Annotated in this window: 18 protein-coding genes and 1 tRNA gene; 3 read left to right on the forward strand and 16 right to left on the reverse strand. The window is 71.2% G+C overall.

Annotation, left to right across the window (positions count from 1 at the left end):
- Nucleotides 1-139: 139 nt before the first annotated feature.
- Together ACZ6R6_RS06515 and ACZ6R6_RS06520 are read right to left on the reverse strand one after the other, a co-directional pair.
- The gene (locus ACZ6R6_RS06515; RefSeq protein WP_470090713.1) at nt 140-1,312 is read right to left on the reverse strand and encodes a branched-chain amino acid ABC transporter substrate-binding protein; all 1,173 of its coding nucleotides are present in this window, start codon (nt 1,310-1,312) and stop codon (nt 140-142) included.
- 360 nt (nt 1,313-1,672) lie between these two features.
- Entirely contained in the window at nt 1,673-2,272 is a 600-nt protein-coding gene (locus tag ACZ6R6_RS06520) for an ANTAR domain-containing response regulator (RefSeq protein ID WP_306857891.1), read from the reverse strand.
- Between the two features lie 115 nt (nt 2,273-2,387).
- Here ACZ6R6_RS06520 and ACZ6R6_RS06525 point away from each other — a divergent pair.
- Together ACZ6R6_RS06525 and ACZ6R6_RS06530 are read left to right on the forward strand one after the other, a co-directional pair.
- Nucleotides 2,388-2,460, forward strand: a tRNA-Leu gene (locus ACZ6R6_RS06525).
- A 188-nt stretch (nt 2,461-2,648) separates the two neighbouring features.
- Entirely contained in the window at nt 2,649-3,221 is a 573-nt protein-coding gene (locus ACZ6R6_RS06530) for a GNAT family N-acetyltransferase (RefSeq protein ID WP_470090715.1), read from the forward strand.
- 425 nt (nt 3,222-3,646) lie between these two features.
- On the opposite strand, the gene pyk is transcribed toward ACZ6R6_RS06530, so the two are convergent.
- The 4 genes from pyk to gltB form a co-directional block, all read right to left on the reverse strand.
- Nucleotides 3,647-5,077 carry a pyruvate kinase gene (gene pyk, locus ACZ6R6_RS06535; protein WP_470090717.1) on the reverse strand — a complete coding sequence of 477 codons (1,431 nt, stop codon included), beginning with the start codon at nt 5,075-5,077 and terminating at the stop codon, nt 3,647-3,649.
- Nucleotides 5,078-5,309: 232 nt separating this feature from the next.
- Nucleotides 5,310-6,971 carry a S8 family peptidase gene (locus ACZ6R6_RS06540; RefSeq protein WP_470090718.1) on the reverse strand — a complete coding sequence of 554 codons (1,662 nt, stop codon included), beginning with the start codon at nt 6,969-6,971 and terminating at the stop codon, nt 5,310-5,312.
- Between the two features lie 132 nt (nt 6,972-7,103).
- Nucleotides 7,104-8,582 (reverse strand): glutamate synthase subunit beta, encoded by a 1,479-nt coding sequence (locus tag ACZ6R6_RS06545; RefSeq protein ID WP_470090720.1) that lies wholly within the window; start codon nt 8,580-8,582, stop codon nt 7,104-7,106.
- A gap of 77 nt (nt 8,583-8,659) precedes the next feature.
- Nucleotides 8,660-13,165, reverse strand: a complete 4,506-nt coding sequence (gene gltB, locus ACZ6R6_RS06550) for a glutamate synthase large subunit (RefSeq protein WP_470090722.1) — start codon at nt 13,163-13,165, stop codon at nt 8,660-8,662.
- A 201-nt stretch (nt 13,166-13,366) separates the two neighbouring features.
- Between gltB and ACZ6R6_RS06555 the strand changes: the two genes are divergently transcribed.
- Nucleotides 13,367-14,917 carry a bis-aminopropyl spermidine synthase family protein gene (locus ACZ6R6_RS06555; protein WP_470090724.1) on the forward strand — a complete coding sequence of 517 codons (1,551 nt, stop codon included), beginning with the start codon at nt 13,367-13,369 and terminating at the stop codon, nt 14,915-14,917.
- Here ACZ6R6_RS06555 and ACZ6R6_RS06560 read toward each other — a convergent pair.
- The 10 genes from ACZ6R6_RS06560 to ACZ6R6_RS06605 all read right to left on the reverse strand — a co-directional run bounded on the left by ACZ6R6_RS06560 (nt 14,883) and on the right by ACZ6R6_RS06605 (nt 23,470).
- Nucleotides 14,883-15,503 (reverse strand): hypothetical protein, encoded by a 621-nt coding sequence (locus tag ACZ6R6_RS06560; protein WP_470090726.1) that lies wholly within the window; start codon nt 15,501-15,503, stop codon nt 14,883-14,885. The genes ACZ6R6_RS06555 and ACZ6R6_RS06560 overlap by 35 nt on opposite strands.
- A gap of 39 nt (nt 15,504-15,542) precedes the next feature.
- On the reverse strand, nt 15,543-16,352 hold the full coding sequence (locus tag ACZ6R6_RS06565) for a hypothetical protein (RefSeq protein ID WP_470090728.1): 810 nt from the start codon (nt 16,350-16,352) through the stop codon (nt 15,543-15,545).
- On the reverse strand, nt 16,349-17,068 hold the full coding sequence (locus ACZ6R6_RS06570) for a VIT1/CCC1 transporter family protein (protein WP_470090730.1): 720 nt from the start codon (nt 17,066-17,068) through the stop codon (nt 16,349-16,351). Before ACZ6R6_RS06570 ends, ACZ6R6_RS06565 begins: the two co-directional genes overlap by 4 nt.
- Nucleotides 17,065-18,216, reverse strand: a complete 1,152-nt coding sequence (gene lgt / locus ACZ6R6_RS06575; protein WP_470090732.1) for a prolipoprotein diacylglyceryl transferase — start codon at nt 18,214-18,216, stop codon at nt 17,065-17,067. Before lgt ends, ACZ6R6_RS06570 begins: the two co-directional genes overlap by 4 nt.
- 26 nt (nt 18,217-18,242) lie before the next feature.
- Nucleotides 18,243-19,007: a DsbA family protein gene (locus ACZ6R6_RS06580; RefSeq protein ID WP_470090734.1), complete on the reverse strand. Its 765-nt coding sequence runs from the start codon at nt 19,005-19,007 to the stop codon at nt 18,243-18,245.
- A complete protein-coding gene (locus ACZ6R6_RS06585) occupies nt 19,007-19,519 on the reverse strand; it encodes a MauE/DoxX family redox-associated membrane protein (protein ID WP_470090736.1) in 513 nt (170 codons plus the stop codon). Before ACZ6R6_RS06585 ends, ACZ6R6_RS06580 begins: the two co-directional genes overlap by 1 nt.
- 433 nt (nt 19,520-19,952) lie before the next feature.
- Nucleotides 19,953-20,747: a tryptophan synthase subunit alpha gene (trpA, locus tag ACZ6R6_RS06590; RefSeq protein ID WP_470090738.1), complete on the reverse strand. Its 795-nt coding sequence runs from the start codon at nt 20,745-20,747 to the stop codon at nt 19,953-19,955.
- 66 nt (nt 20,748-20,813) lie between these two features.
- Nucleotides 20,814-22,019 (reverse strand): tryptophan synthase subunit beta, encoded by a 1,206-nt coding sequence (gene trpB, locus ACZ6R6_RS06595; RefSeq protein WP_470090886.1) that lies wholly within the window; start codon nt 22,017-22,019, stop codon nt 20,814-20,816.
- A 42-nt stretch (nt 22,020-22,061) separates the two neighbouring features.
- Complete coding sequence (gene trpC / locus ACZ6R6_RS06600) at nt 22,062-22,871, reverse strand: indole-3-glycerol phosphate synthase TrpC (RefSeq protein WP_470090739.1); 810 nt, start codon at nt 22,869-22,871, stop codon at nt 22,062-22,064.
- A 167-nt stretch (nt 22,872-23,038) separates the two neighbouring features.
- Complete coding sequence (locus ACZ6R6_RS06605) at nt 23,039-23,470, reverse strand: DUF2752 domain-containing protein (protein WP_470090740.1); 432 nt, start codon at nt 23,468-23,470, stop codon at nt 23,039-23,041.
- Nucleotides 23,471-23,522 lie beyond the last annotated feature (52 nt).

Below are 23,522 nucleotides of genomic sequence, written 5' to 3' on the forward strand. Positions count from 1 at the left end.
GCGGGGGTCGCCTGCACTGCCGGTAGCACACCGCTCCCAGCAGTGCCTCGTGGACTCTCTGGAAGCACGCCGGGAGCGGGAACCCATCGCGGCGTTCCCGCTCCCGCGCGTCAACTACCTACTGTTCTCGAGGTCTCGACTAGCCCAGCTTGGCCTCGGAGGCCTTGCCCAGCAGCGTGATGGCGCCGTCCTTGACCTGGTACATGTAGATGTCCTTGGCCTCGACCTCGCCGTTGGCCGCGAATTTGACCTGCTTGGAGACACCGGCCAGGTCAACGGTCCCGATGAAGGTGTTGATCTTGTCGGTGGTGGTGTTGCCGGCCTTGACCGCCTCGACGAAGACCGTCGCCGCGTCGAAGCCCTCGGCGGCGTAGATCGCCGGCTCGGCGCTGAAGGCGGCCTTGTAGGAGTCGGCGAAGCCCTTCACCTTGGCGTCGGTGACGTCCGGCGTGGCGATGTAGCACGGGCAGCCGACGAGGGCGCCCTCGGCGTTCGGGGCGCCGGCGCCGTCGATCAGGCCCTTGTCCAGCGAGCCGTCGCCGGAGAAGAACTTCGCGTCCTTCACGCCCTTGTCACGGAGCTGCTTGAGCAGGTTGCCGCCCGCGGCGTAGTAGCCGCCGAAGAAGAGCGCGTCCGGCTTGGCCGCCGCGACCTTGTTGACCACCGAGGAGTAGTCGCTCTCAGCCGGGTCGAGCGAGTCGTTGGTGACCTTCACGCCCTTGGTGCCGAGCTGGGTGCGGACCGCGTCGGCCAGGGGCTTGCCGTACTCCGACTTGTCGTCGATCACGAAGACGTTCTTGGCCGCGGCGGCGCCGGAGATGAAGTCCGCGATGCCGGGGCCCTGGACGCCGTCGTTCGGCAGGACCCGGTGCCAGAACTTCCAGCCGTTCTCGGCGAGCTTGGTGTTGGTCGCCGAGGCGGTGATGCTGGGGATCTCCGCCTCCTCCAGCACCGGGCCCACCTGGGCCGACTCACCCGAGAACGCCGGGCCGATCAGGCCGACGATCTTGTCGGTCTTGATGGCCTGCTGGGCCAGCGCGACGGCCTTGGAGGCGTCGCCCTGGCTGTCGTACTCGACCAGCTCGATCTTCACGGCCGGGTTGGTCTTGTTGTACTCGTCGATGACGAGCTTCGCACCGTTCCTGGGCGGAATGACAATGCCGGCGTTGGGACCGGTCAGGTCGCCCATGAAGCCGATCTTGACGGTGCTGGGAGCGGCAGCGTTGGAGCCGCCGTCCGCCGGCTTGGCCTCCGTGCCGCCGTCACCACAGGCAGCGAGACCGAGGGTGAGCGCCACACCGGCAGCGAGCACTCCACCGAGGCGAGCAGTCTTAGGCCGCAAGGTTGCCTTCCTTTCGCCCGGTCCCGTATCAGGACCGGGTTCACAGATGCCCCTCCCCTGACGGAGTGGCCAGGGGGTCGTGTCGGTTAGTACAGCCAGCGCATGTCACGGGTCGATACAGGAGGGGCCCCCGTTACCACTTCGTTACAACACCGATTCTTTTCGGCTATCACCGACAAAAGCCATGGTCACCGCCTGACTACCGCCCGCAGATGATCACTCCGGGTACGCGAAAGCCCACGCACCCCCTTGACTCACGGGAATGCGCGGGCTTATCGACGGGAAGATCCTCCCCGTACGGCGCGGCGAGACGCCGGCGGGACAGGTCCCTCAGGCACCCTCCCCCTCAGCCGGACCAGGCGTCCCGTCGACCACGATCTGCGCCACCTGACGCATGCTCAACCGGCGGTCCATCGACGCCTTCTGGATCCACCGGAACGCCTGCGGCTCGCTCCACCCGTGCTGCTCCATGAGCCGCCCCTTGGCCCGCTCCACCAGCTTGCGGGTCTCCAGCCGCTCGGAGAGCGTGCCCACCTCCCGCTCCAGCGCCGCGATCTCCTCGTGCCTGCTGACCGCCATCTCGATCGCCGGCACCAGATCCGACTTGGTGAACGGCTTCACCAGATACGCCATCGCGCCGGCGTCCCGGGCCCGCTCCACCAGATCCCGCTGCGAGAAGGCGGTCAGGATCAGGCACGGCGCGATCCGCTGCGACACGATCTGCTCGGCGGCCGAGATCCCGTCCAGGATGGGCATCTTCACATCCAGGATCACCAGATCCGGCCGCGTCTCCAGCGCCAGCTTGACCGCGGTCTCCCCGTCCCCGGCCTCACCGACGACGGCGTAGCCGTCCTCTTCCAGCATCTCCTTGAGATCGAGGCGGATCAGCGCCTCGTCTTCCGCGATCACCACTCGCCGCTGCGTACTCACGAGCAAGAGAGTACCGATGTCCGCTAGATTAGGACCACGCCGGTGCCCGACACTGATCCAGTCCTGGGTAGGCTCGCAGCCTGCACGTCAGTTCTGGAGACAGGTCCGGAAATACGCCCCGATATCCCAACGGCAGAGGAAATGGTCTCAAACACCATCTAGTGTGGGTTCGAATCCCACTCGGGGCACATCACAACCGCTCGGCCGGGCAGCCGGGCGGTTTTCCGTATCCGCAGGCGGAACCCTCCGCGCGCGGGCGCCCCCACCTGCCGGCGAGATCCGGGCCCGATGATCCGACGGGATGTGGGAGAGGCGGGCAGCGATCGAGTAGGTTGCCGGGGACGGACGGATCGGGAGTTGACGGCATGGGTGATCGGTGAGCCACGTCGCGGAGGGGCGCGGCGGCATCCCGGTGAGCTTCCCCGCCGAGCTCCGGCTGAGCGGACACGGCCTGGTGCTGCGGGAGTGGCACGACGGGGACCTGGCGGCGATGGTGGGGCTGTTCGACGACCCGGACGTGGCCTACTGGACGCCGCTGGTCTCGCCGTTCGACCTGAACGCCGCGCGGGTCTATCTCAAGCGGGCGCGGGAGAGACGGGCCGCGGGGCAGCGGGTCCAGCTGGCCATCACGGCCGACGGCGGCGAGCCGCTGGGCGAGGTCCTGCTCATGCTGACCGGGGCCGACCTGGACGTCGCGGAGATCGGTTACGTCGTGGGGGCGGCGCACCGGAGGCGGGGGCTGGCCTCCCGGGCGGTGCGGGTGATGACGGACTTCGCCCGTGACACGGTGGGCGTCGTCCAACTGCTGCTGGAGATCGAGGCGGGCAACGCCGCGAGCGCGGCGGTCGCCCGCGCGGCGGGATACCGCCTGACGGACGTGCCGCCGATCGCCGGGGAGGACAAGGGGCGTCCGCTGTCGCTGCGGACGTGGGCCTACGACCACCTCTAGCGGCACGGGCCGCCCGCGGCCCCTCGGCGCCGTACGGGGCTGAGAGTCACCGTGTGACCTCTGGGGACCGCCGTGGCCATACGAAGGCCCGGACGGCTGCCGGGGACCGTCAGCGCGTCGTGGACCAGCGCGAGACCGCCGTGGCCGTACGAGGCCCGGGCGGGGCCGAGGCCGGCGCCCGGCGCGGCTGAGTCCCGCAGGGCGCGTGCGGCGCGGCTGAAGTCCCGCAGGGCGCGTGCGGCGCCCCGGTCCCGGTGGCCGACGCAGACCCGCCACCGGGACCGGAGTGGTCCGGTGCCCCCGGAGACCACATGGGGACCGGGAGCACCGATTACCCCGGAATCATCACGGGAAACAGGGACCGTGTCGAGTCCGCGGCCGGGGCCCGGTGCGACGGGGGCCCCGCGGCGGCGCCGCCGGGGCGGTCAGGCGGGGTGGGAGACGGCCGCGCCGATGGTGTGGACGCGCAGGGCGTTGGTGGAGCCGGCCGTGCCGGGGGGCGAGCCGGCGACGATGACGACCTTGTCGCCCTTCTCCAGGCGCGCGTTGGCCAACAGGGACGCCTCGACCTGGCGGACCATGTCGTCGGTGTGGTGGACGAACGGCACCTCGAAGGTCTCCACGCCCCAGGTCAGCGCGAGCTGGCAGCGGACGTGCGGGGAGGAGGTGAAGGCCAGCAGCGGGATCGGCGAGCGGTAGCGGGCCAGGCGGCGGGCGGTCTCTCCGGACATGGTGAAGGCGACCAGGGCCTTGGCGCCGACGATGGCACCGACCTCGGCGGCGGCACGGGCGATGGCGCCGCCGGTGGTCTCCGGCAGCCGGTCGAGGCTGTGGGTGGCCTGCAGCGAGGTCTTCTCCGCCGTGGTCGCGATGCGGCTCATGGTCTGCACGGCCTCGATGGGGTAGTTGCCGACCGAGGTCTCGCCGGAGAGCATGACCGCGTCGGCGCCGTCCATGACGGCGTAGGCGACGTCGGAGGCCTCGGCGCGGGTCGGGCGGGGCGCGCTGATCATCGAGTCGAGCATCTGGGTGGCGACGATGACCGGGCGGGCCTTCTCGCGGCAGAGCTCGATGGCGCGCTTCTGCACGATCGGCACCTCTTCGAGGGGCAGCTCGACGCCGAGGTCGCCGCGGGCGACCATGATGCCGTCGAAGGCTTCGATGATCTCGGGCAGCCGCTCCACGGCCTGCGGCTTCTCGATCTTGGCGAGCAGCGGGAGGCGGACGGCCTCCTGCTCCATGATGTTGCGCACCACGTCGGCGTCGGAGGGACGGCGGACGAAGGAGAGCGCGATGAGGTCGAAGCCGGTGCGCAGGGCCCAGCGCAGGTCGGTCTCGTCCTTGTCCGTGAGGGCCGGGGCGCTGACGTTGACGCCGGGCAGGTTGAGGCCCTTGTTGTCGGAGATCATGCCGCCGATAATCACGCGGGTGGTGATGCGCTGGCCGTCGACCCTGGTCACCTCCAGGTGGACGCGGCCGTCGTCGACGAGGATGCTGTCGCCCGGGCGGACGTCCTTGGGCAGGCCGAGGTAGGTCGTGGAGACCTGCTCGCGGTCGCCGGGGACCTCTTCGGTGGTGATGGTGAAGACGTCACCGAAGCCGAGGCGGACCGGGCCCTCCTCGAACTTGCCCATCCGGATCTTGGGGCCCTGCAGGTCGGCCAGCACGCCTACGCCACGGCCGAGCTCGGCGGCGGCCTCCCGCACCCTGTCGTAGACCTCCTTGTGCAGCTCGTGGCTGCCGTGGCTGAGGTTGAAACGGGCCACGTCCATGCCCGCGGCGATGAGCTCGCGGAGGCGTTCGGGAGAGGAGGTGGCAGGGCCGAGAGTGCAGACGATTTTCGCGCGACGGGTCACGGGTCCCACCCTAATTGGTACAGACCACTTGGTTGTTACGTTGGCCGTAGCACCGATGAAAAACTCAGTGACATTACGCTACCTCCGGTCACCGATGGTCGGCGAATCGGCCTGCGGGGTTCATCGGATCTTCATGGGCCGACGAGGGGGTTGTCGAGGGGACCTCCGGGAGCGGGCCCATGGATGTGCGGACAGAGCCACGGTGGTCGAGACGGGCGCCGCCCGGCGGGTGTCACCGGGTGACGGTGGCGGCCTTGGCGGCGTTGACGATGCCCCGGCCGTAGAAGCCGTTGCGGGACTTGGCGCCCTGGCAGGTCTGGGGGATCTTCTGGCCCTTGATGCGGTAGACGTACTTGCGCGGCGAGGGACAGGCGTGCTTGGTGGCGGTGGCGTAGAGCAGGCGCTCGACCTCGGCGGGGGGCATGCTGAGGCCGCCCTTGCCGGGCCTGCCGAAGCGGCTGATGAGGATGGCGGCGACGCCGGTGGCGTGCGGGGCGGCCATGGAGGTGCCCGCCAGATACTGGTAGTAGGCGCAGGTGCCGTCGTGGCAGTCGCGGACCACCGAGCGGTTCTTGGGAGCGCCGTCGCGGCTGATCAGGCCCTCGGCGCGGAGCATGTTCTCGGGCGCGGCGGCCAGGATGGTCCGGGTGACGTCGGACCCGCCGGTGCCGTCGAACTCGTCGCCGCCGGGGGCGGCCAGGTCCGTCTGCTCGACGCCGTAGTCGGAGTAGTAGGCCTTGCGCTTGCTGACGCCGAGCGCCGCCACCGAGATGACGCCCTTCGACTCGGAGGGGACGCTGAGGCAGGAGTTGTCGACCTTGCGGACGCGCTCGGAGTCGGCCGGGTAGTCGGGGCTGGACATGTCGTAGCGGGGCCTGCCGAGGTCGATGAGGTCGTTGCCGAGGGCGCTGATGAGGGTGACGCCGCGCTTGCGGGCGTAGTCCAGCGCGCGCTGCATGCCGACGACGACCCCGCGCTGTTCGAGCTGCTCGGCCTTGGAGTCGGCCGGGTTGGCCTTGCAGTTGAACAGCCAGGGGTCGATGTAGTAGCTCATGTTGACCACGTCGATGCCCGCGTCGGCGGCGTAGGTGAGCGCGTCGATGCTGGGTTTGAGGAAGAACATGCCGGAGTCCTGGCCGGCGCGCAGGTTGACCAGGGAGACCTGGGGGGCGACGCCGGCGACGCCCAGGCCGTTGATCGGCGAGGCGACCGTGCTGGCGACGTGGGTGCCGTGGCCGTCGTCGTCCCAGTCGGCCGGGTCCTTGCATCCCTTGAACTCGCAGGGCCCGTCGAAGGTCTCCCCCTTGGAGTCGGTGGGCCGGTCGGTCACGAAGTTGCGGCTCAGCGCGCGGTTGAAGTTCGGCGCGATGTCGGGGTGCCTGCCGTCTATACCGGTGTCGATGATGCCCACGAGCACTTTCCTGCTGCCGCGCGCGGTGGCGTAGGAGCCGTCGGGGGTGGCGCCGATCATCTTCATGTCCCACTGCCGCCCGGCCAGCGGCTCGCCCCCGGAGGACAGCTCGACCTCCCGGATGTCGGAGGCGTTCGCGCGGGTGGCGGGGGCGGCGGCGGGTGCCGCCGTCGCGGAGCCGATCCTGCGGTCGGAGGAGACGCCCGCCACGGCGTCGCTGCCGGCGAGGCTCTCGACGAAACGGGCGCCGGGACCGCGGGCGACGACGTAGCCGAGCCTGGGCTCGGTGGACAGCGCGGTGCCGCCGCCCGCCCTGACGGCCTCCACCGCCCGGTCCCGGGCGCCGTCGGCGTAGAAGACCAGGTAGTCACCGAGCTGCCCGGTGGCGGCGGACGCCCCGCCGGTCGGGGGGGTCGCCGTGAGGGTGCCGGCCAGGGCCACCACCGTCACCGCGCTGGTCAGGCGACCGCTCCACCGGCTCATATATCCCCCATATTCACATAGATAAGGATGAATAATATTTCAGGGATATATCCGGCACAGCAACTCGCACACTGATCCCCGCGGTGTTCCCGGTACGGCGGGCGCCGCCGTACCGGGAACACCGGGGAACGGTCAGACCAGCGGCCGGGCGGTCGGCGGGATCGCCACCGGAAGGGCCGTCTGACCGGTGAGGTAGCGGTCGGCCGCCGACGCGGCCGAGCGGCCCTCGGCGATCGCCCAGACGATCAGCGACTGGCCGCGGCCCATGTCGCCGGCCACGAACACGCCGTCCACCGAGGACATGTAGCCCTTGTCCCGCGCGACGTTGCCGCGCGCGTCGAAGAACTCGCCGGAGGCGAGCTCGGCCAGCTCCTCCAGCAGGCCGCCCTTCTCCGGGCCGACGAAGCCCATCGACAGCGTGACCAGCTCCGCCGGGATCTCCCGCTCGGTGCCGGGGACCGGCCTGAAACCGGCCGCCGGACCCTCGACCTCGACCAGGCGCAGCGCCCGGACGTTGCCGTCGGCGTCGCCGACGAACTCGGTGGTGGAGACCGCGTAGACCCGGTCGCCGCCGCCGTCGGCCAGCTCCTCGTGGGCGCTCTCCATCTTGAACAGGATGGGGAACGTGGGCCACGGCTGGCTGCCCGGGCGCTCGGCCGGAGGCTGGGGCATGATCTCCAGCTGGGTGACCGAGGCGGCCCCCTGCCGGATCGCGGTGCCGATGCAGTCGGCGCCGGTGTCACCACCGCCGATCACGACGACGTGCTTGCCCTCGGCGCTGATCGGCGAGACCGGGTAGTCGCCCTCCTGGACCTTGTTGGCCGGGGGGAGATACTCCATCGCCTGGTAGACGCCCTTCAGGTCGCGTCCGGCGACCGCCAGGTCGCGCCACCGGGTCGCGCCGCCCGCCAGGACGACCGCGTCGAACTCCTCGCGGAGCCGGGCCGCGGTGATGTCGACGCCGACGTTGACGCCGGTGCGGAACTCGGTGCCCTCGGCCCGCATCTGCGCGAGCCTGCGGTCGATGTGCCGCTTCTCCATCTTGAACTCGGGGATGCCGTAGCGGAGCAGGCCGCCGATCCGGTCGGCGCGCTCGAACACCACCACGTCGTGCCCGGCCCTGGTGAGCTGCTGGGCGGCGGCCAGGCCCGCGGGGCCCGAGCCGACGACCGCGACCCGCTTGCCGGTCTTCGAACTCGGCGGCTGGGGGGTGACCCAGCCCTCGTCGAAGGCACGGTCGATGATCTCGACCTCGACCCGCTTGATCGCGACCGGGTCGGAGTTGATGCCGAGCACGCACGCCGCCTCGCACGGAGCCGGGCACAGGCGGCCGGTGAACTCCGGGAAGTTGTTGGTGGCGTGCAGGCGCTCGATGGCCTCCTGCCAGTCGTCGCGGTAGACCAGGTCGTTCCACTCGGGGATGAGGTTGCCCAGCGGGCAGCCGTTGTGGCAGAACGGGATGCCGCAGTCCATGCAGCGTGCGGCCTGCTTGGTCAGCGCGGGCCGGGGGAAGTCCTGGTAGACCTCCCGCCAGTCGCGGATGCGCACGTCCACCGGGCGGCGCGCCGGCAGCTCGCGCCCGTGCGTGAGGAAACCCTTCGGGTCAGCCATCGGTATGCCCCCTTATCCCTGAACAGTCTCGTGAGCGCGGCCGGTCATGACCACTCCGGTATGTGTCGGCATCGGCGTCATCCCTGAACCGCGGCGGCCATGACCGCCTCGTCGATGTCGCGGCCCTCGAGGCGCGCGGCCTCGGCGGCCCTGAGGACCCGCTTGTAGTCCGTCGGCATGATCTTGCTGAACCGGGCCGGGTCCCAGTCGGTGAGGAGCGCCTTGGCCACCGTGGAACCGGTCTCGGTCAGGTGCGCCTCGACGACCTCCCGCAGCATGTCGGAGTCGGCCTCGTCCAGCGCCTCGATCTCCACCATCTCGCGGTTGACCCGGTCGGCGTTGAGGTCGAGCAGGTAGGCGACGCCACCGGACATGCCCGCCGCGAAGTTGCGGCCGGTCGGGCCGAGGACGACGACCTTGCCGCCCGTCATGTACTCGCAGCCGTGGTCGCCGACGCCCTCGACGACCGCGGTGGCGCCGGAGTTGCGGACGCAGAACCGCTCCCCCATCACGCCGCGGACGAACACCTCGCCGGAGGTCGCGCCGTACAGGCCGACGTTGCCGGCGATGATGTGCCCCTCCAGCGGGGCCTCGTCGTGCGGCTGGAGCGTGATCCGGCCACCCGACAGGCCCTTGCCGAGGTAGTCGTTGGCGTCGCCGGTCAGCCGCAGCGTGACGCCCCGGGGCACGAAGGCGCCGAAGGAGTTGCCGGCCGAGCCGGTGAAGCGGACCTCGATGGTGTCGTCGGGGAGCCCGGCCCCGCCGTACCGCTTGGTCACCTCGTGGCCGAGCATGGTGCCGACCGTGCGGTTGACGTTGCGGATGGGCAGCTCCAGGGTGACCCGCCGGCCGTTGGCCAGCCCCCCCTCGGCGAGCTGGATCAGCGTGTGGTCCAGGGCCCTGTCCAGGCCGTGGTCCTGCTCCTGCGTACGGCGGAGCGCGGTGCCCGCGGGCAGCTCCGGCTGGTGCAGGATCGGCGCCAGGTCCAGGCCCGCGGCCTTCCAGTGGTGCTCGGCCGAGGTGGTGTCCAGCAGCTCGGCGTGGCCAATGGCCTCGTCGAGGCTGCGGAAGCCCAGCGCGGCGAGGTGCTCGCGGATCTCCTCGGCGATGAACTCGAAGAAGTTGACCACGAACTCGGGCCTGCCGCTGAAGCGCTTGCGCAGCTCGGGGTTCTGGGTGGCGACGCCGACCGGGCAGGTGTCCAGGTGGCACACGCGCATCATCACGCAGCCGGAGACGACCAGCGGGGCGGTGGCGAAGCCGTACTCCTCGGCACCGAGCAGCGCGGCGACGACCACGTCGCGGCCGGTCTTGAGCTGACCGTCCACCTGCACGACGATCCGGTCGCGCAGGCCGTTGAGCAGCAGCGTCTGCTGCGTCTCGGCCAGGCCCAGCTCCCAGGGGGCGCCCGCGTGCTTGAGCGAGGTCAGCGGGGACGCGCCGGTGCCTCCGTCGTGACCGGAGATGAGCACGACGTCCGCGTGGGCCTTGGACACGCCCGCCGCGACCGTGCCGACGCCGACCTCGGCCACGAGCTTGACGTGCACGCGGGCGGCCGGGTTGGAGTTCTTCAGGTCGTGGATGAGCTGGGCGAGGTCCTCGATGGAGTAGATGTCGTGGTGCGGCGGCGGCGAGATGAGGCCGACGCCCGGGGTGGAGTGCCGGGTCTTGGCGATCCACGGGTAGACCTTGTGGCCGGGCAGCTGGCCGCCCTCGCCGGGCTTGGCGCCCTGGGCCATCTTGATCTGCAGGTCGTCGGCGTTGACCAGATACTCCGACGTCACGCCGAAGCGGCCGGAGGCCACCTGCTTGATGGCCGAGCGGCGGGCCGGGTCGTAGAGCCGCTCGGGGTCCTCGCCGCCCTCGCCGGTGTTGGACTTGCCGCCCAGCCGGTTCATCGCGATGGCGAGGGTCTCGTGCGCCTCCATCGAGATGGAGCCGTAGGACATCGCGCCGGTGGAGAAGCGCTTGACGATCTCGGAGACCGGCTCGACCTCGTCGATCGGGACCGGCTCGCGGACGCCGTCCCTGAACTTGAACAGGCCGCGCAGCGTCATCAGCTTCTCGGCCTGGGAGTCCACCAGGCCGGTGTACTCCTTGAAGATCTCGTAGCGGCGCGAGCGGGTGGCGTGCTGCAGCTTGAAGACCGTCTCGGGGTTGAACAGGTGCGGCTCGCCCTCGCGGCGCCACTGGTACTCCCCGCCGACCTCCAGGCGGCGGTGGGCGTTCTCGGCCCGCGGGTAGGCCCGGCGGTGGCGGAGCGCGACCTCCTGGGCCAGGACGTCGAAGCCGACGCCGCCCAGGCGCGAGGTCGTCCCGGCGAAGCAGGCGTCGATGACGTCCTTGCCGAGGCCGAGCGCCTCGAAGATCTGGGCGCCGGTGTAGGAGGCGACGGTGGACACGCCCATCTTGGACATGACCTTCAGCACGCCCTTGCCGTAGGCCTTGATGAGGTTGCGCACGGCCTTGTGCTTGTCGATGGCCAGGACACCGGAGTCGACCATGTCCTCGACGGTCTCGATGGCGAGGTAGGGGTTGACCGCGCCCGCGCCGTAGCCGACGAGCAGCGCCATGTGGTGGGCCTCGCGGGCCTCGCCGGTCTCGATGACCAGGCCGACCCGGGTGCGGGTCTTCTCGGCGATCAGGTGGTGGTGGACCGCGCCGGTGAGCATCAGCGACGGGATCGGCGCCAGGACGTCGGAGGAGCCCCGGTCCGACAGCACGATGATCCGCGCCCCGCCCTCGATCGCCGCCGAGACCTCGGAGCGGATCTCCTCAAGGCGGCGCAGCAGCGCCTCGCCACCACCGGCGACCTCGTACAGGCCGGAGACGACGCGCGGGTGGAAGCCCGGCAGCGCGCCCTCGTCGTTGATGTGGATGATCTTCGCGAGCTCGTCGTTGTCGATCACCGGGTAGGGCAGGACGAGCTGACGGCAGGAGGCCGGGCCCGGGTCGAGCAGGTTGCCCTCGGGGCCGAGCGTGCTGGCCAGGGAGGTGACGAGCTCCTCGCGGATGGCGTCCAGCGGCGGGTTGGTGACCTGGGCGAAGAGCTGGCTGAAGTAGTCGAACAGCAGCCGGGGCTTCTCGCTGAGCACCGCGACCGGGGTGTCGGTGCCCATCGAGCCGATCGGCTCGGCCCCCACCCTGGCCATCGGCGACAGGATGATCCGCAGCTCTTCCTCGGTGTAGCCGAAGGTCTGCTGCCGCTTGATCAGCGCCTCGTGGGTCGGGATCTCGCGGGAACGGGCGGGCAGCTCCTCGAAGCGGACCAGACCGGCGTGCAGCCACTCGTCGTAGGGCAGCTCGGCGGCGAGCTCCGCCTTGATCTCGTCATCCTCGATGATCTTGCCGAGCGCGGTGTCGATCAGGAACATCTTGCCGGGCTGCAGGCGGCCCTTGCGGACCACGTCCCCCGGCGCGATGTCGAGCACGCCGGCCTCGGAGGCCAGCACGACCAGGCCGTCGGCGGTGACCCAGAACCGTCCCGGGCGCAGGCCGTTGCGGTCGAGGACCGCGCCGACCAGGGTGCCGTCGGAGAAGGTGATCGAGGCCGGGCCGTCCCAGGCCTCCATGAGGGTGGAGTGGAACTCGTAGAAGGCCCGCCGCGCGGGGTCCATCTCGGTGTGGCTCTCCCACGCCTCGGGGATCATCATCAGCACCGCGTGCGGCAGCTTGCGCCCGGTGAGGTGGAGCAGCTCCAGCGTCTCGTCGAAGGAGGCGGTGTCGGAGCCGTCGGGGTCGCAGATCGGGAACAGCCGCGACAGCTCGCCCGGGATGGCGGCGGTCTCCAGCATGGCCTCGCGGGCCCGCATCCAGTTGCGGTTGCCCTTGACGGTGTTGATCTCACCGTTGTGGGCGATGTAGCGGTAGGGGTGCGCCAGCGGCCACGACGGGAAGGTGTTGGTGGAGAAGCGCGAGTGGACCAGCGAGATCGCGGTCTCGTAGCGCTCGTCGCTCAGGTCGGGGAAGAACGGCTCGACCTGCGAGGGGGTGAGCATGCCCTTGTAGACGATCGTCCGGGCGCTCAGCGAGGGGAAGTAGACGTCCACCTCGTGCTCGGCCCGCTTGCGCAGGCAGAAGGCCAGCCGGTCCAGCTCCAGCCCGCTCTCCCCGCCGGGGGAGGCCACGAACAGCTGCCGGAAGAACGGCATCACGGCGCGGGCGCTCGGCCCGGGCAGCGCGGAGTCGGTCGGCACGTCGCGCCAGCCGAGGACCGTCAGGCCCTCCTCCGCCGCGATCTCCTCGATCATCCGCACGCCGATCTCGCGGGCCTCGGAGTCGCTGGGCAGGAAGGCCGTGCCGACGGCGTAGGAGCCCGCCGCGGGGAGCGGGAAGTCCGTCACCGTGCGGAAGAAGGTGTCGGGGATCTGCGTCAGGATGCCGGCTCCGTCGCCGGTGTCCGGTTCGCTACCCTGGGCCCCCCGATGATCGAGATTGCACAGCGCCGTCAGAGCCTTCGCGACGATGTCGTGGCTGCGGCGCCCGGCCACGTCCGCGACCATGGCGACGCCACAGGCGTCGTGCTCGTGCGAGGGGTGGTACAGGCCCTGGGGCTCGGGAAAGCCGAGGTGGGCAGCAGGCATTGAATCCCTCCCGTCGTCTCGCTTCTGTGGAACAAGCAAAGGGACGACGTTGGCCCTGCTGCGTGGTGTGTAGACATTACCGTACCCTGCCGGAAACCTGCCTACCCGACCCATATCACAACCATTTAGTACCGGTTTGACCGCTTCGTACAACATGACGGCACGGCGGAACATTCCAGGTGAGGGCTCTAGGGTGGCCCCATGGAAGCGATTGCGGCGCTCATCGCGCAGGCGGGTGTGGACGGCAGGCGGCTGCGGACGGTGCTGACGCTCCTGGGCGACGGCCGCTGGTGGACACTGGCGGATCTGGTCCGGGAGAGCGCGACGTCACGGCGGACCGTCGAGGCCCTGCTGCGCGAGGTCGAGCTGGAGCGCTCCGGCGAGCGCTTCCGGCTCCGCGAGCCGCTGATCGGCCTGACGGGCGGCGGCCTCGCGCCGGCCGACCCGGTGGCCCACCTGCTGCCCGGGCACGCCGGCCTGGTCGCGCGGATGGAGGAGCTCATCGCCAAGGCGCCCCGCGGCCGCCAGGCGCTGGACCACGTGGCCGCCACCGCCGACACCGTGGTCCGGCGGGCGCTGCTGCTGGAGGCCCGCTTCTGGCTGGAGGGGGCCCGGCTGCTGTGCGTGGGCGACCACGACCTGACCTCGCTGGCCACCGCGATGCTGCATCCGGGCGTCGAGGTGACCGTGGTGGACGTCGACGAGCGCATCCTCGCCTACATCTCGGAGCAGGCCGACCGGCTCGGCCTCGCCGTGCGGACCCGCTGGGCCGACCTGCGCCTGGGTCTGCCCGCCTCCGCGCAGTCGTGGGCCGACCTGGCCGTCACCGACCCGCCCTACACCCCCGAGGGCATCGGCCTGTTCGTCTCCCGCGCCGTGGAGGGGCTGCGCGACCGCGAGCGGGGCCGGATCCTGCTGGCCTACGGCGCGAGCGAGCGCACCCCGGCGCTGGCGCTGAAGGTGCAGCACGCCCTGTCCCAGCTCAACCTCGTCAACGAGGCCATCTACCCCGACTTCAACCGCTATTTCGGCGCCGAGGCCATCGGCTCCGCCGCCGACCTGTACATCCTGCGCCCCACCACCAAGACCTGGCCCGCCGTGGCCGCCCGCGTCGACGGCTTCGGCGCCGCCATCTACACGCACGGCCCCCAGTCGATCGAGTCGGCCCCCGCCCCCGCCCCCGCGCCGGCCGCCGCCGGCCCGGCCCCCGAGGTGCTCGTGGGCGAGTGGCCGAAGGACCTGCTCGCCAAGACGCCCCGGGCCCGTCTGGCGACCTGGCTCGCCAAGCCCTACGCCAGCGACCCCGCGAGGGTGGCGATAGCCGTGCCCGCCGGGCTGGAGGCGGCGCTCCCCCGGCTGCTGCTGGCCACCCGCGCCCAGCACGTCCAGGTCACCCTGGCCGGACCGCCGAAGGACCTGCCCACCGAGCTGCTCTCGGCGGTCTACGGACTGACCGTCGAGGGCCCGACCGTCCACGCCGTACGGCTGCCGCCCCCCGCCACGGCCGAGGGGCGGATCCTGCGCCGCGTCCTGGACAACGCCCACGGCAAAGTCGCCAACACCTGGCGCGAGGCCCTCATCAGGGCCCGTGACGGGCTGACCAAGAAGCAGGCCAGGGCGATCGTCGGCCGCCTGGCCCCCTGGGCCGACGACGTCACCGTCCTCGAACTGCCCGCCTGCCGCCTCCGGGAACTCCCCGCCGCGGTGGCGGCCTCCCTCACCGAACCAGACGTCGCTGGATCACCAGACTGAGGCCGTCCATCGCGACCTGCGGATAGGTGAGGTCCACCCGGCCCGTGCCCCCCACCGGGGCGACCCAGCTCACCGTGACGTAGTGGCCCAGGGCCCGGGCCTGGGCCCAGCTCCGGGAGCCGTCGAAGCCGGCCGGGGTGCCGGGGGCGGGCCGTACGAACCCGCCGTTCTTCAGGGCCGCCACGAGCCTGTCGGCTGCGGTGGAGTCGGCCAGGTTGAAGACGACGAACTGCCCGGAGATCCGGCCGTCCGGGGTCGCGTAGTGGGCGCGCAGCGCCTGGCTGCATCCGGCGACCGCGGCCTCGGCGCTCCCCCACACCGCCGGGACGCAGTCGGTGAGCGCCTCGGTCCCCTTGACGGTGAGCGTGGTCCCGCCCGCGCTCACCGGCCCGGCGGGGAACATCTCCGCGACGGTCAGCGGGTCGGGGTCGGCCGCACGGGTGGCGATCGGCGCGTAGTGCGCCGTGGTCGGCTCGCCCCGGAAGGTGGCCGGGCGCGGGGCGTCGGCACCGCCGCCCAGCCACAGGAACGCCGCCCCCGCGGCGACGGCGAGCAGCACGGCGGCGACGGCGATCCACTTGCGCATGACCGATGAGCCTACTGCGACCGGGTAGGTCGCGCAGGTCTAAGGGGCGGGAGCGGCCGCGACGACACGGCGGAAGACGGCCTTCTCCGCGCCCCGGACCGCCAGGGACAGGGAGATGAAGTCGTCCTTGGCGCCCGGCTCGGCGCCGTCGGCGCGACCGATCCAGACCAGGCCCACGTAGTGGCCCATGGCGTGGCCGCTGGCCTCGGTGTAACCGCCGGCCGGGAAGCGCGCCCTGGCCGACTCCAGCGGATGGGGCCAGCCGCCCCGGTGCATGGTCGTCAGCGACTGGACGAGCGCGTCGGCCGCGGCGGCGTCACGGAGGTTGAGCAGGGTGTACTGGGCGACGTGGTGGCCGTCGGCGGAGGCGTACAGGCCCCGGACGGCCTGGGTGCACCCGGCCTCGGTGAGCCGGCCGGCCAGCCCCTGCCCCCAGACCGCCGCCGAGCAGTCGGCGTCGAGTTTGGTGGCCGCCAGCCTGAGCGTGGTCCTGCCCTCCTTGAGGACCTTCTCGGCGAAGACGTCCTTCAGGGTCAGCGGGGCGGTGTCGGCCTTGCTCTGCGCGATCGGCGCGAACAGCTTCGGGGAGACCCAGCCCTTGTAGGCGTCGGGCCGGGGCTGGGTGGAGATGGCCGCGGCGGTGGCCCGCTCCGGCGAGAAGTCGTTGCCCATCGAGTCGATCACGAAGGCGAGGACGACCGCGGCGGCCAGCACCCCGGCCACCGAGCCGACGGCCACCAACAGCCGCTGCTGGCCCCGGCTCAGCCTCCGCTCCTCCGCCGGAGGGGCGCTCCTGGTCTGCGCCTTCGCCGGGGCGCGGCGGCGCTTGCGGGCAGGGGGGGTCGTCACAGTCCGCTCCCTCCCAGGAGATGGCCGAGGGCGAAGGTCAGGCCGGCCGCGACCACGCCGACGACGAGCTGGCGCAGCCCGCTGTACCACCAACTGCGCGCGGTGACCCGGGAGACCAGCGCGCCGGCGCCGAACAGCGCCAGGCAGGAGATCACCGCCGAGCTCACCAGGCTGGTGACCCCCAGCAGGTATGGCAGGAGCGGCAGGATCGCGCCCACGGAGAAGGACAGGAACGAGGAGACGGCGGCCGTCTTGGGCGAGGGCAGGTCGTCCGGGGTGACCCCCAGCTCGACCAGGGCGTGCACCTCCAGCGCCTTGTCCGGGTTGCGGGAGATCTGCCTGGCCACCTCGGCCGCCACCGCGGGCTCGACGCCGCGTGACTCGTAGAGCTGGGCGAGCTCCTGCTGTTCGGCCTCGGGATGGCGTTGCAGCTCGCGCCGCTCGACGTCGATCTCGGCGAGGGCGAGCTCCCGCTGGCTGGCCACCGAGACGTATTCGCCCCCGGCCATGGAGAACGCGCCCGCCGCCAGCCCGGCCACCCCGGCCAGCACGATGACCTTGGTGCTGGCCGTGCCGCCCGCCACACCCGCGATCAGGGCGAAGTTGGAGACGAGTCCGTCCATCGCACCGAACACCGAGGGCCGCAGCCAGCCGCCGTTGACGTCACGGTGTGCGTGATGGATCTCGGCGCGCCCCCCGGACTCGCCTGCGCTCATGATCTGCCTGTCTCTCCCTCGGACACGGCCCGCACCGCGACCCCCTCGCCGGAGGTCCCCGAGGCGTCTGTCCCGCCGGCCCCGCCGGCCTTCTCTTCCTGGTCTGCCTGGTCGGACGGGTGCGCCGGGTCGACGGCCGCCGCGCCCTCCGGCACGGCCCCCCGGATCACGCCGGCGGACTCGCCGTCCTTCCCGGCGTCACCGGTCTCCCCCTCATTGTCCGCGGTCGCCCTCTCCGCGCCGTCACCGGCCTCCGCGGCCACGTCGGCCTGGTCGGACGGGTGCGCCGGGTCGACGGCCGCCGCGCCCTCCGGCGTGGCTTCCTGGGGCAGGCCGACGGACTCCTCACCGGTCTTCCGCCCGGCATACCAGAAATATGCCACCGCCGCGACGAACAGGACGATGGAGGTCCACTGGTTGAGCCGCAGGCCGAGGATGTGGTGGGCGGTGTCCACCCGCATGCCCTCGATCCAGAACCGGCCCACGGTGTAGCCGGCGACGTAGAGGGCGAACACCCGGCCGTGACGGAGCGCGAACCTGCCGCCGACCCAGATCAGGACGAGGGCCAGACCCAGGTCCCAGATCGACTCGTACAGGAACGTGGGGTGGTAGGTCGACTCGCCCGGCACCGTGCCCGGCCGGTCGGGGTCGATCTCCAGGCCCCAGGGCAGGTCGGTGGGGCCGCCGAACAGCTCCTGGTTGAAGTAGTTGCCCCAGCGGCCGATGGCCTGGGCGAGCGCGATGCCGGGGGCGACGGTGTCGGCCACCGCGGACAGGGAGATCCCTCGGCCGCGACAGCCGAACCACACGCCCAGCGCACCCAGGGCGACGGCCCCCCAGATGCCCAGCCCGCCGTTCCAGATGAACAGCGCCTCGATCGGCTCGTTGGGCGCGTCCGGCCCGAAGTAGAGCTGCCAGTCGGTGATGACGTGGTAGAGACGCCCACCGACCAGGCCGAACGGCACGGCCCAGACGGCGAGGTCCACGATCGTGCCGGGCGCGCCACCGCGGGCTCGCCAGCGGCGCTCGCCGAGGGCGACGGCGACGATGACGCCGAGCACGATGCACAGTGCGTAGGCCCGGATGGGGACCACGCCGAACAGATGCCAGACCCCCTGGGAGGGGCTGGGAATCGAGGCGAGGGGCATGTCAGGTGACGTTACCGTGTCACGGCCTACTTGGCCGCATCAAGGATCGCATTGCGCAGATCGCCCGGCTTGAACGCCACGTCGTTGGCCAGCTCGACGCCGTTGAGCTTCAGCGTCGGGGTGCCCTGGAGCTTGGCGCTCTGCAGGATCTTGGCGCTGTAGTCGGTCTGGGTGGCCGCCTTCTCCTGGCCGGTCACGCACTTGGCGAAGCCGGGGTCGGTGACGCCGGCGTCCTTGCCCCAGCTGACCAGGTCGTCGAGCTTGAAGCCCTCGACGGTCTCCGACGGCTGCTCCTTGAACAACGTGTCGTGGAACTTGATCCACGGGACGCCGCCGGGGATGCAGCGGGCCGCCGCGCCGGCACGGAGGGAGTTGCCGCGGGTGACGCCGCTGTTCATCTCCTGGGGGAAGATGGTGATCGGGTGGTAGACCACCTTGACCTTGCCCTCGGCCGCCAGGTTCTTGATCGTGGCGCTGCTGGTCTCCTCCAGCGCCTTGCAGGCGGGGCACTGGAAGTCCTCGTAGACGTCCAGCACCGGCTTCTCCACGCCGGCCTTGGCCATCACCACGGAGCCGTCGGCGGCGGCGGTGATGGGCGCCAGCGCCCCGGTGAGCTCCTCGGACTTGCTGCCCTGGGCGGCGAACCACCAACCGGACCCGACGGCGGCGAGCGCGACGACCGCCACGGTCGTGATCGTCGCGATGCGCTTGAGCCGCTCTTTCTTCTGCTCCTCCTCGCGCTGCGCCTTGATCCGGTCACGCGCCGACTGATCCCGCGCGGCCTTGCCCATCAGTGGTTCTCCTTTTCATAGGGCTTCTCGTCGTCGCCCTCGATGTCGTCGTCATACGGCTTCCGTGCCGGGGTCAGGCCCAGCGCCGAGTCCAGTGCGAACCGTCCCGGCGGCAGCCAGGCGATGACCACGCCGAGCACGAAGAGACCGAAGTCCCGCAGGATGTCGATGAGGTATTCGGGCTCCACGCCGGCCTTGAGCTGGCCGCCGCCGCCGAAGCAGCCGCAGTCGATCCGCAGCCCGCGCGCCCACGCCGAGGCGATGCCGATGACGAACGCCAGCATGAGCAGCGCGGAGATGATGCCCGCCACGCGGGTGAGCAGCCCGACAATCAGCAACACCCCTACGACGATCTCCACGATGGGCAGGCCGTAGCCGATCACCGTGGCGAGTGAGTCCGGAAGCAGTTCGTATGCTCTGACCGCCTGCACGGACAGCACCGGCGCGCCGATCTTGCCCCAACCGGCGTAGACCAGCACACCCGCCAGCACCAGCCGCGAGACAGTCGTCACCCAGGGTAGCGCCCAACTCGCCGAGTGCGACCGCGGAAGCACGGGCTTGTCAGAAGTCACGAGCACCATCGTCTCCTATTCCGGGCCCCCGGTTATGGCCGATCTCAATGGAAAGGCACCATCTGGGAGAACCCCATCACGAGCCAGATAAGCGTCGAATAAATCAACTACCGGGCAGAGAACCGCAGAACTGCCACACCAGAAACGCGCAGGTGACGGCCTGGCGCAGGCAGATATCCTACGGCGAAGCCGGGCTCCGATCGCGCCGGACGGCCTCTCCATCATTGCGCACGGCGGCGTCCCTCCCCCGATGACCCCTCGGGCCCCGCGAGCGGGGTCCGCGCGTCGCGGTCCTGGACCGGGAGGCCGCGCGCACGGGCCGGAGACGGGAACGCGGCCGTCCGGCAGGACGACCGCGCTCCTGACACGACGGCTACCGCCTGACGCCCGCCGCCAGCTCGGCGGCCAGCTCGCGGACCGCCGCCAGGCCGGAGGCCTCGTCGGGGGCGTCCAGGAGGCGGCGGATGAACGCCGATCCCACGATGACGCCGTCGGCGTAGCCGGCCACCTCGGCGGCCTGCTTGCCGGTGCCGACGCCCAGCCCGACGCAGACCGGCAGGTCGGTCTGGAGGCGGGTCCGCTCGACCAGCCCGTGGGCGGCCTCGCCGACCGACTCGCGGGCACCGGTGACGCCCATCAGCGAGGCGGCGTAGACGAAACCGGTGCAGCAGTCGACGACGGCCTTGATGCGGCTCTCGGGGGAGCTCGGCGCGACCAGGAAGACGGTGTCGATCCCGGCGCCGGCGCTGGCGGCGCGCCAGGGCTCGGACTCCTCCGGGGTCAGGTCGGGGGTGATGGTGCCCACCCCGCCCGCGGAGGCCAGGTCACGGGCGAACCGGTCGGCGCCGTAGCGGTCGATCGGGTTCCAGTAGGTCATGACCAGCGTGGCCGCGCCCGTCCTGGCCACGCCCTCGACGGTGCGCAGGACGTCGGCGATGCGGGTGCCGTTGGTCAGCGACCGGTGCACGGCGTCCTGGATCGTCGGGCCGTCCATGAGCGGATCGGAGTAGGGCAGGCCGATCTCGATCACGTCGCAGCCCGCCTCCACCATGGCGGCCGCGGCCGCGATCGCGCCGTCCTTCGTGGGGAACCCGGCGGGAAGGTATCCGATGAGAGCGGCGCGATCGTCCGCCTTCGCCTTGGCGAACACCGTCTGAAGAGTCGTCATGGTTGTTCCGTTGCGGTTCGTGGCCTCCGTCCCCTCCGGCGCGCCGGAGGGGAAGCAAGTCGGTCGTCAGAGGTTGAAGTACTTCATGGCGGTGCCCATGTCCTTGTCGCCGCGGCCGGAGAGGTTGACCAGGATGGTCGCCTCGGGGCCCAGTTCGCGGCCGAGCTTGAGGGCTCCGGCGAGCGCGTGGGAGGACTCGATCGCCGGGATGATGCCCTCGGTGCGGGCCAGCAGCGCGAAGGCGTCCATCGCCTCGGCGTCGGTGATGCCGTGGTAGGTGGCCCGGCCGGTGTCCTTCAGCCAGGCGTGCTCGGGGCCGACGCCCGGATAGTCGAGGCCCGCGGAGATCGAGTGCGACTCGATCGTCTGGCCTTCCTCGTCCTGCAGGACGTAGGTGCGCGCGCCGTGCAGGACCCCGATGGAGCCCTCGGTGAGCGTCAGGGCGTGCTCGCCGGTCTCCAGGCCCCGGCCGGCGGCCTCGTAGCCGTGGAGCCGGACGCCCTCGTCGTCGAGGAAGGCGTGGAAGATGCCGATCGCGTTGGAACCGCCGCCGACCGCGGCGGCGACGGCGTCCGGCAGCCGGCCGGTGAGCTCCAGCATCTGCCTGCGCGCCTCGACGCCGATGATGCGGGCGAAGTCGCGGACGATCTCCGGGAACGGGTGCGGGCCGGCGATCGTGCCGAACAGGTAGTGGGTGTGGTCGACGTTGGCGACCCAGTCGCGGAAGGCCTCGTTGATGGCGTCCTTGAGGGTCTGGCTGCCGTTGGTGACCGGGACGACGGTGGCGCCGAGCAGCTTCATGCGGGCGACGTTGAGCGCCTGGCGCTCGCAGTCGACGGCCCCCATGTAGATGACGCACTCCAGGCCCAGCAGGGCCGCGGCGGTGGCGGTGGCCACGCCGTGCTGGCCCGCGCCGGTCTCGGCGATCACCCTGGTCTTGCCCAGGCGTCTGGTGAGCAGGGCCTGGCCGAGCACATTGTTGATCTTGTGGGCGCCGGTGTGGGTCAGGTCCTCGCGCTTGAGGATGATCCGGGCGCCGCCCGCCTGCTCGGCGAAGCGGGGCACCTCGGTGAGCGTGGTCGGCCGCCCGGCGTAGGTGCGCAGCAGGTGGTCGAACTCACGCAGGAACGCGACGTCGTTCTTGGCCTTCTCGTATTCGGCGGCCACCTCGTCCAGCGCCGGGATGAGCGCCTCGGGCACGTAACGCCCGCCGAACACGCCGAACTTGCCGTGGACGTCCGGGTCGTCGCCACGGGCGCCGTTGCCGGCCAGGTCGGCCCGGGTGAGGAGGATTCCGTCTGTCGCTGTCACTGCTTACTGCCCCTCAGGTCGAGATGCGGGGTGGGCGCCGGCGGTGACCAGGTCGACCACTGCGGCCCGCGGGTCCTTGCCGGTGACCAGGCTCTCCCCGACCAGGACGGCGTCGGCGCCGGCCCTGGCGTAGGCGAGCAGGTCGTGCGGGCCGCGCACACCCGACTCGGCGATCTTGATGACGCCGTCGGGGATCTTCGGGGCCAGCTTCGCGAACACCTCGCGGTCCACCTCGAGGGTCTTGAGGTTGCGCGCGTTGATGCCGATGATCTTCGCTCCGGCGGCGAGCGCCCGGTCGAGCTCCTCCTCGGTGTGCACCTCGACCAGCGGGGCCAGCCCGATCGACTCAGCCCGCTCGATGAGCGAGACCAGCGCGTTCTGCTCCAGCGCGGCCACGATCAGCAGCACCAGGTCGGCGCCGTAGGCCCGGGCCTCCCAGAGCTGGTAGGAGGTGACGACGAAGTCCTTGCGCAGCACCGGGATGTCGACCACGGCGCGCACGGCCGCCAGGTCGTCGAGGCTGCCGCCGAAGCGGCGCCGCTCGGTCAGCACGCTGATGACGTGGGCGCCGCCCGACTCGTAGTCGCCGGCGAGCGCGGCGGGGTCGGCGATCGCGGCCAGCGCGCCCTTGGACGGGCTGGAACGCTTCACCTCGGCGATGACCGCCACCTGGTCGCCGCCCAGCGCCGCGTAGGCGTCACGGGGGGCCGGCGCCCGCCCGGCCCGCTCCTTGAGCTCGGCCAGCGACACCGCCTCCTGCCGCTCGGCCAGATCGGCGCGGACCCCTTCGAGGATTTCCTCCAGCACGCTCACTTGCCCTCCTCGCGAAACTCGGAGGTCAAGTTCGCGAACGCTGCCGTATCCCTGGTCCGCTCGCTCCACTCGCTCACGAGTAAGGCCCCTCCCGATCGATTGCTTGTCCAGCCGATGCTATCGGCCTCGCCGAGGTCACCCCGCCACCGGGTGACGGCTAAAGGTGACTATGGGGCCAAGAATTCCCCAAAGGGCATATTTCGCACTATCCAAAAAACGATCATTAAAGTAAGAAATGCCCATACATAGACAGGACGTATGGATATCCCACCAGATGGCGCACCGCGCCAGGAACGCAGCGCCCAGCGTCCCCACAGGAAGACCAGGACCGGGATCAGGGCCACGACGAGGGGATTGAGCCCCAGAGCCGTGACGGGGTCGCCGTGGGCGAGCGCGTGGACGGCCCGCAGACCGCCGCAGCCCGGGCAGTAAAGTCCGGTGAGCACGAGGAACGGGCACGCGGGATAATGTCCCGGCTCGTTCGGGTCCACCGCGCGCACGTAGCCGAGCGCGGCCCCGGCGGCCAGCGCGGCGCCGAGCGGGGCCAGCACGGCCCGCGCCCGCCTCCCCCGCGCACCCGCGGCCTTTCCCGTCAGCATCGGCCCGCCCGCACCTCTCCCACCGGTGACTGCCTTCACCGGCCACGATACT

Source organism: Streptosporangium sp. NPDC048886, from assembly GCF_055586905.1.

Bases quoted from the DNA above. Each gene is read 5' to 3' on its own strand.
- ACZ6R6_RS06570 (WP_470090730.1), bottom strand. From the start codon at position 17,068: ATGAGCGCAGGCGAGTCCGGGGGGCGCGCCGAGATCCATCACGCACAC.
- lgt (WP_470090732.1), bottom strand. From the start codon at position 18,216: ATGCCCCTCGCCTCGATTCCCAGCCCCTCCCAGGGGGTCTGGCATCTG.
- ACZ6R6_RS06540 (WP_470090718.1), bottom strand. From the start codon at position 6,971: ATGAGCCGGTGGAGCGGTCGCCTGACCAGCGCGGTGACGGTGGTGGCC.
- ACZ6R6_RS06605 (WP_470090740.1), bottom strand. From the start codon at position 23,470: ATGCTGACGGGAAAGGCCGCGGGTGCGCGGGGGAGGCGGGCGCGGGCC.
- ACZ6R6_RS06555 (WP_470090724.1), top strand. From the start codon at position 13,367: ATGGAAGCGATTGCGGCGCTCATCGCGCAGGCGGGTGTGGACGGCAGG.
- trpA (WP_470090738.1), bottom strand. From the start codon at position 20,747: ATGACGACTCTTCAGACGGTGTTCGCCAAGGCGAAGGCGGACGATCGC.
- ACZ6R6_RS06545 (WP_470090720.1), bottom strand. From the start codon at position 8,582: ATGGCTGACCCGAAGGGTTTCCTCACGCACGGGCGCGAGCTGCCGGCG.
- gltB (WP_470090722.1), bottom strand. From the start codon at position 13,165: ATGCCTGCTGCCCACCTCGGCTTTCCCGAGCCCCAGGGCCTGTACCAC.
- ACZ6R6_RS06560 (WP_470090726.1), bottom strand. From the start codon at position 15,503: ATGCGCAAGTGGATCGCCGTCGCCGCCGTGCTGCTCGCCGTCGCCGCG.
- ACZ6R6_RS06580 (WP_470090734.1), bottom strand. From the start codon at position 19,007: ATGGGCAAGGCCGCGCGGGATCAGTCGGCGCGTGACCGGATCAAGGCG.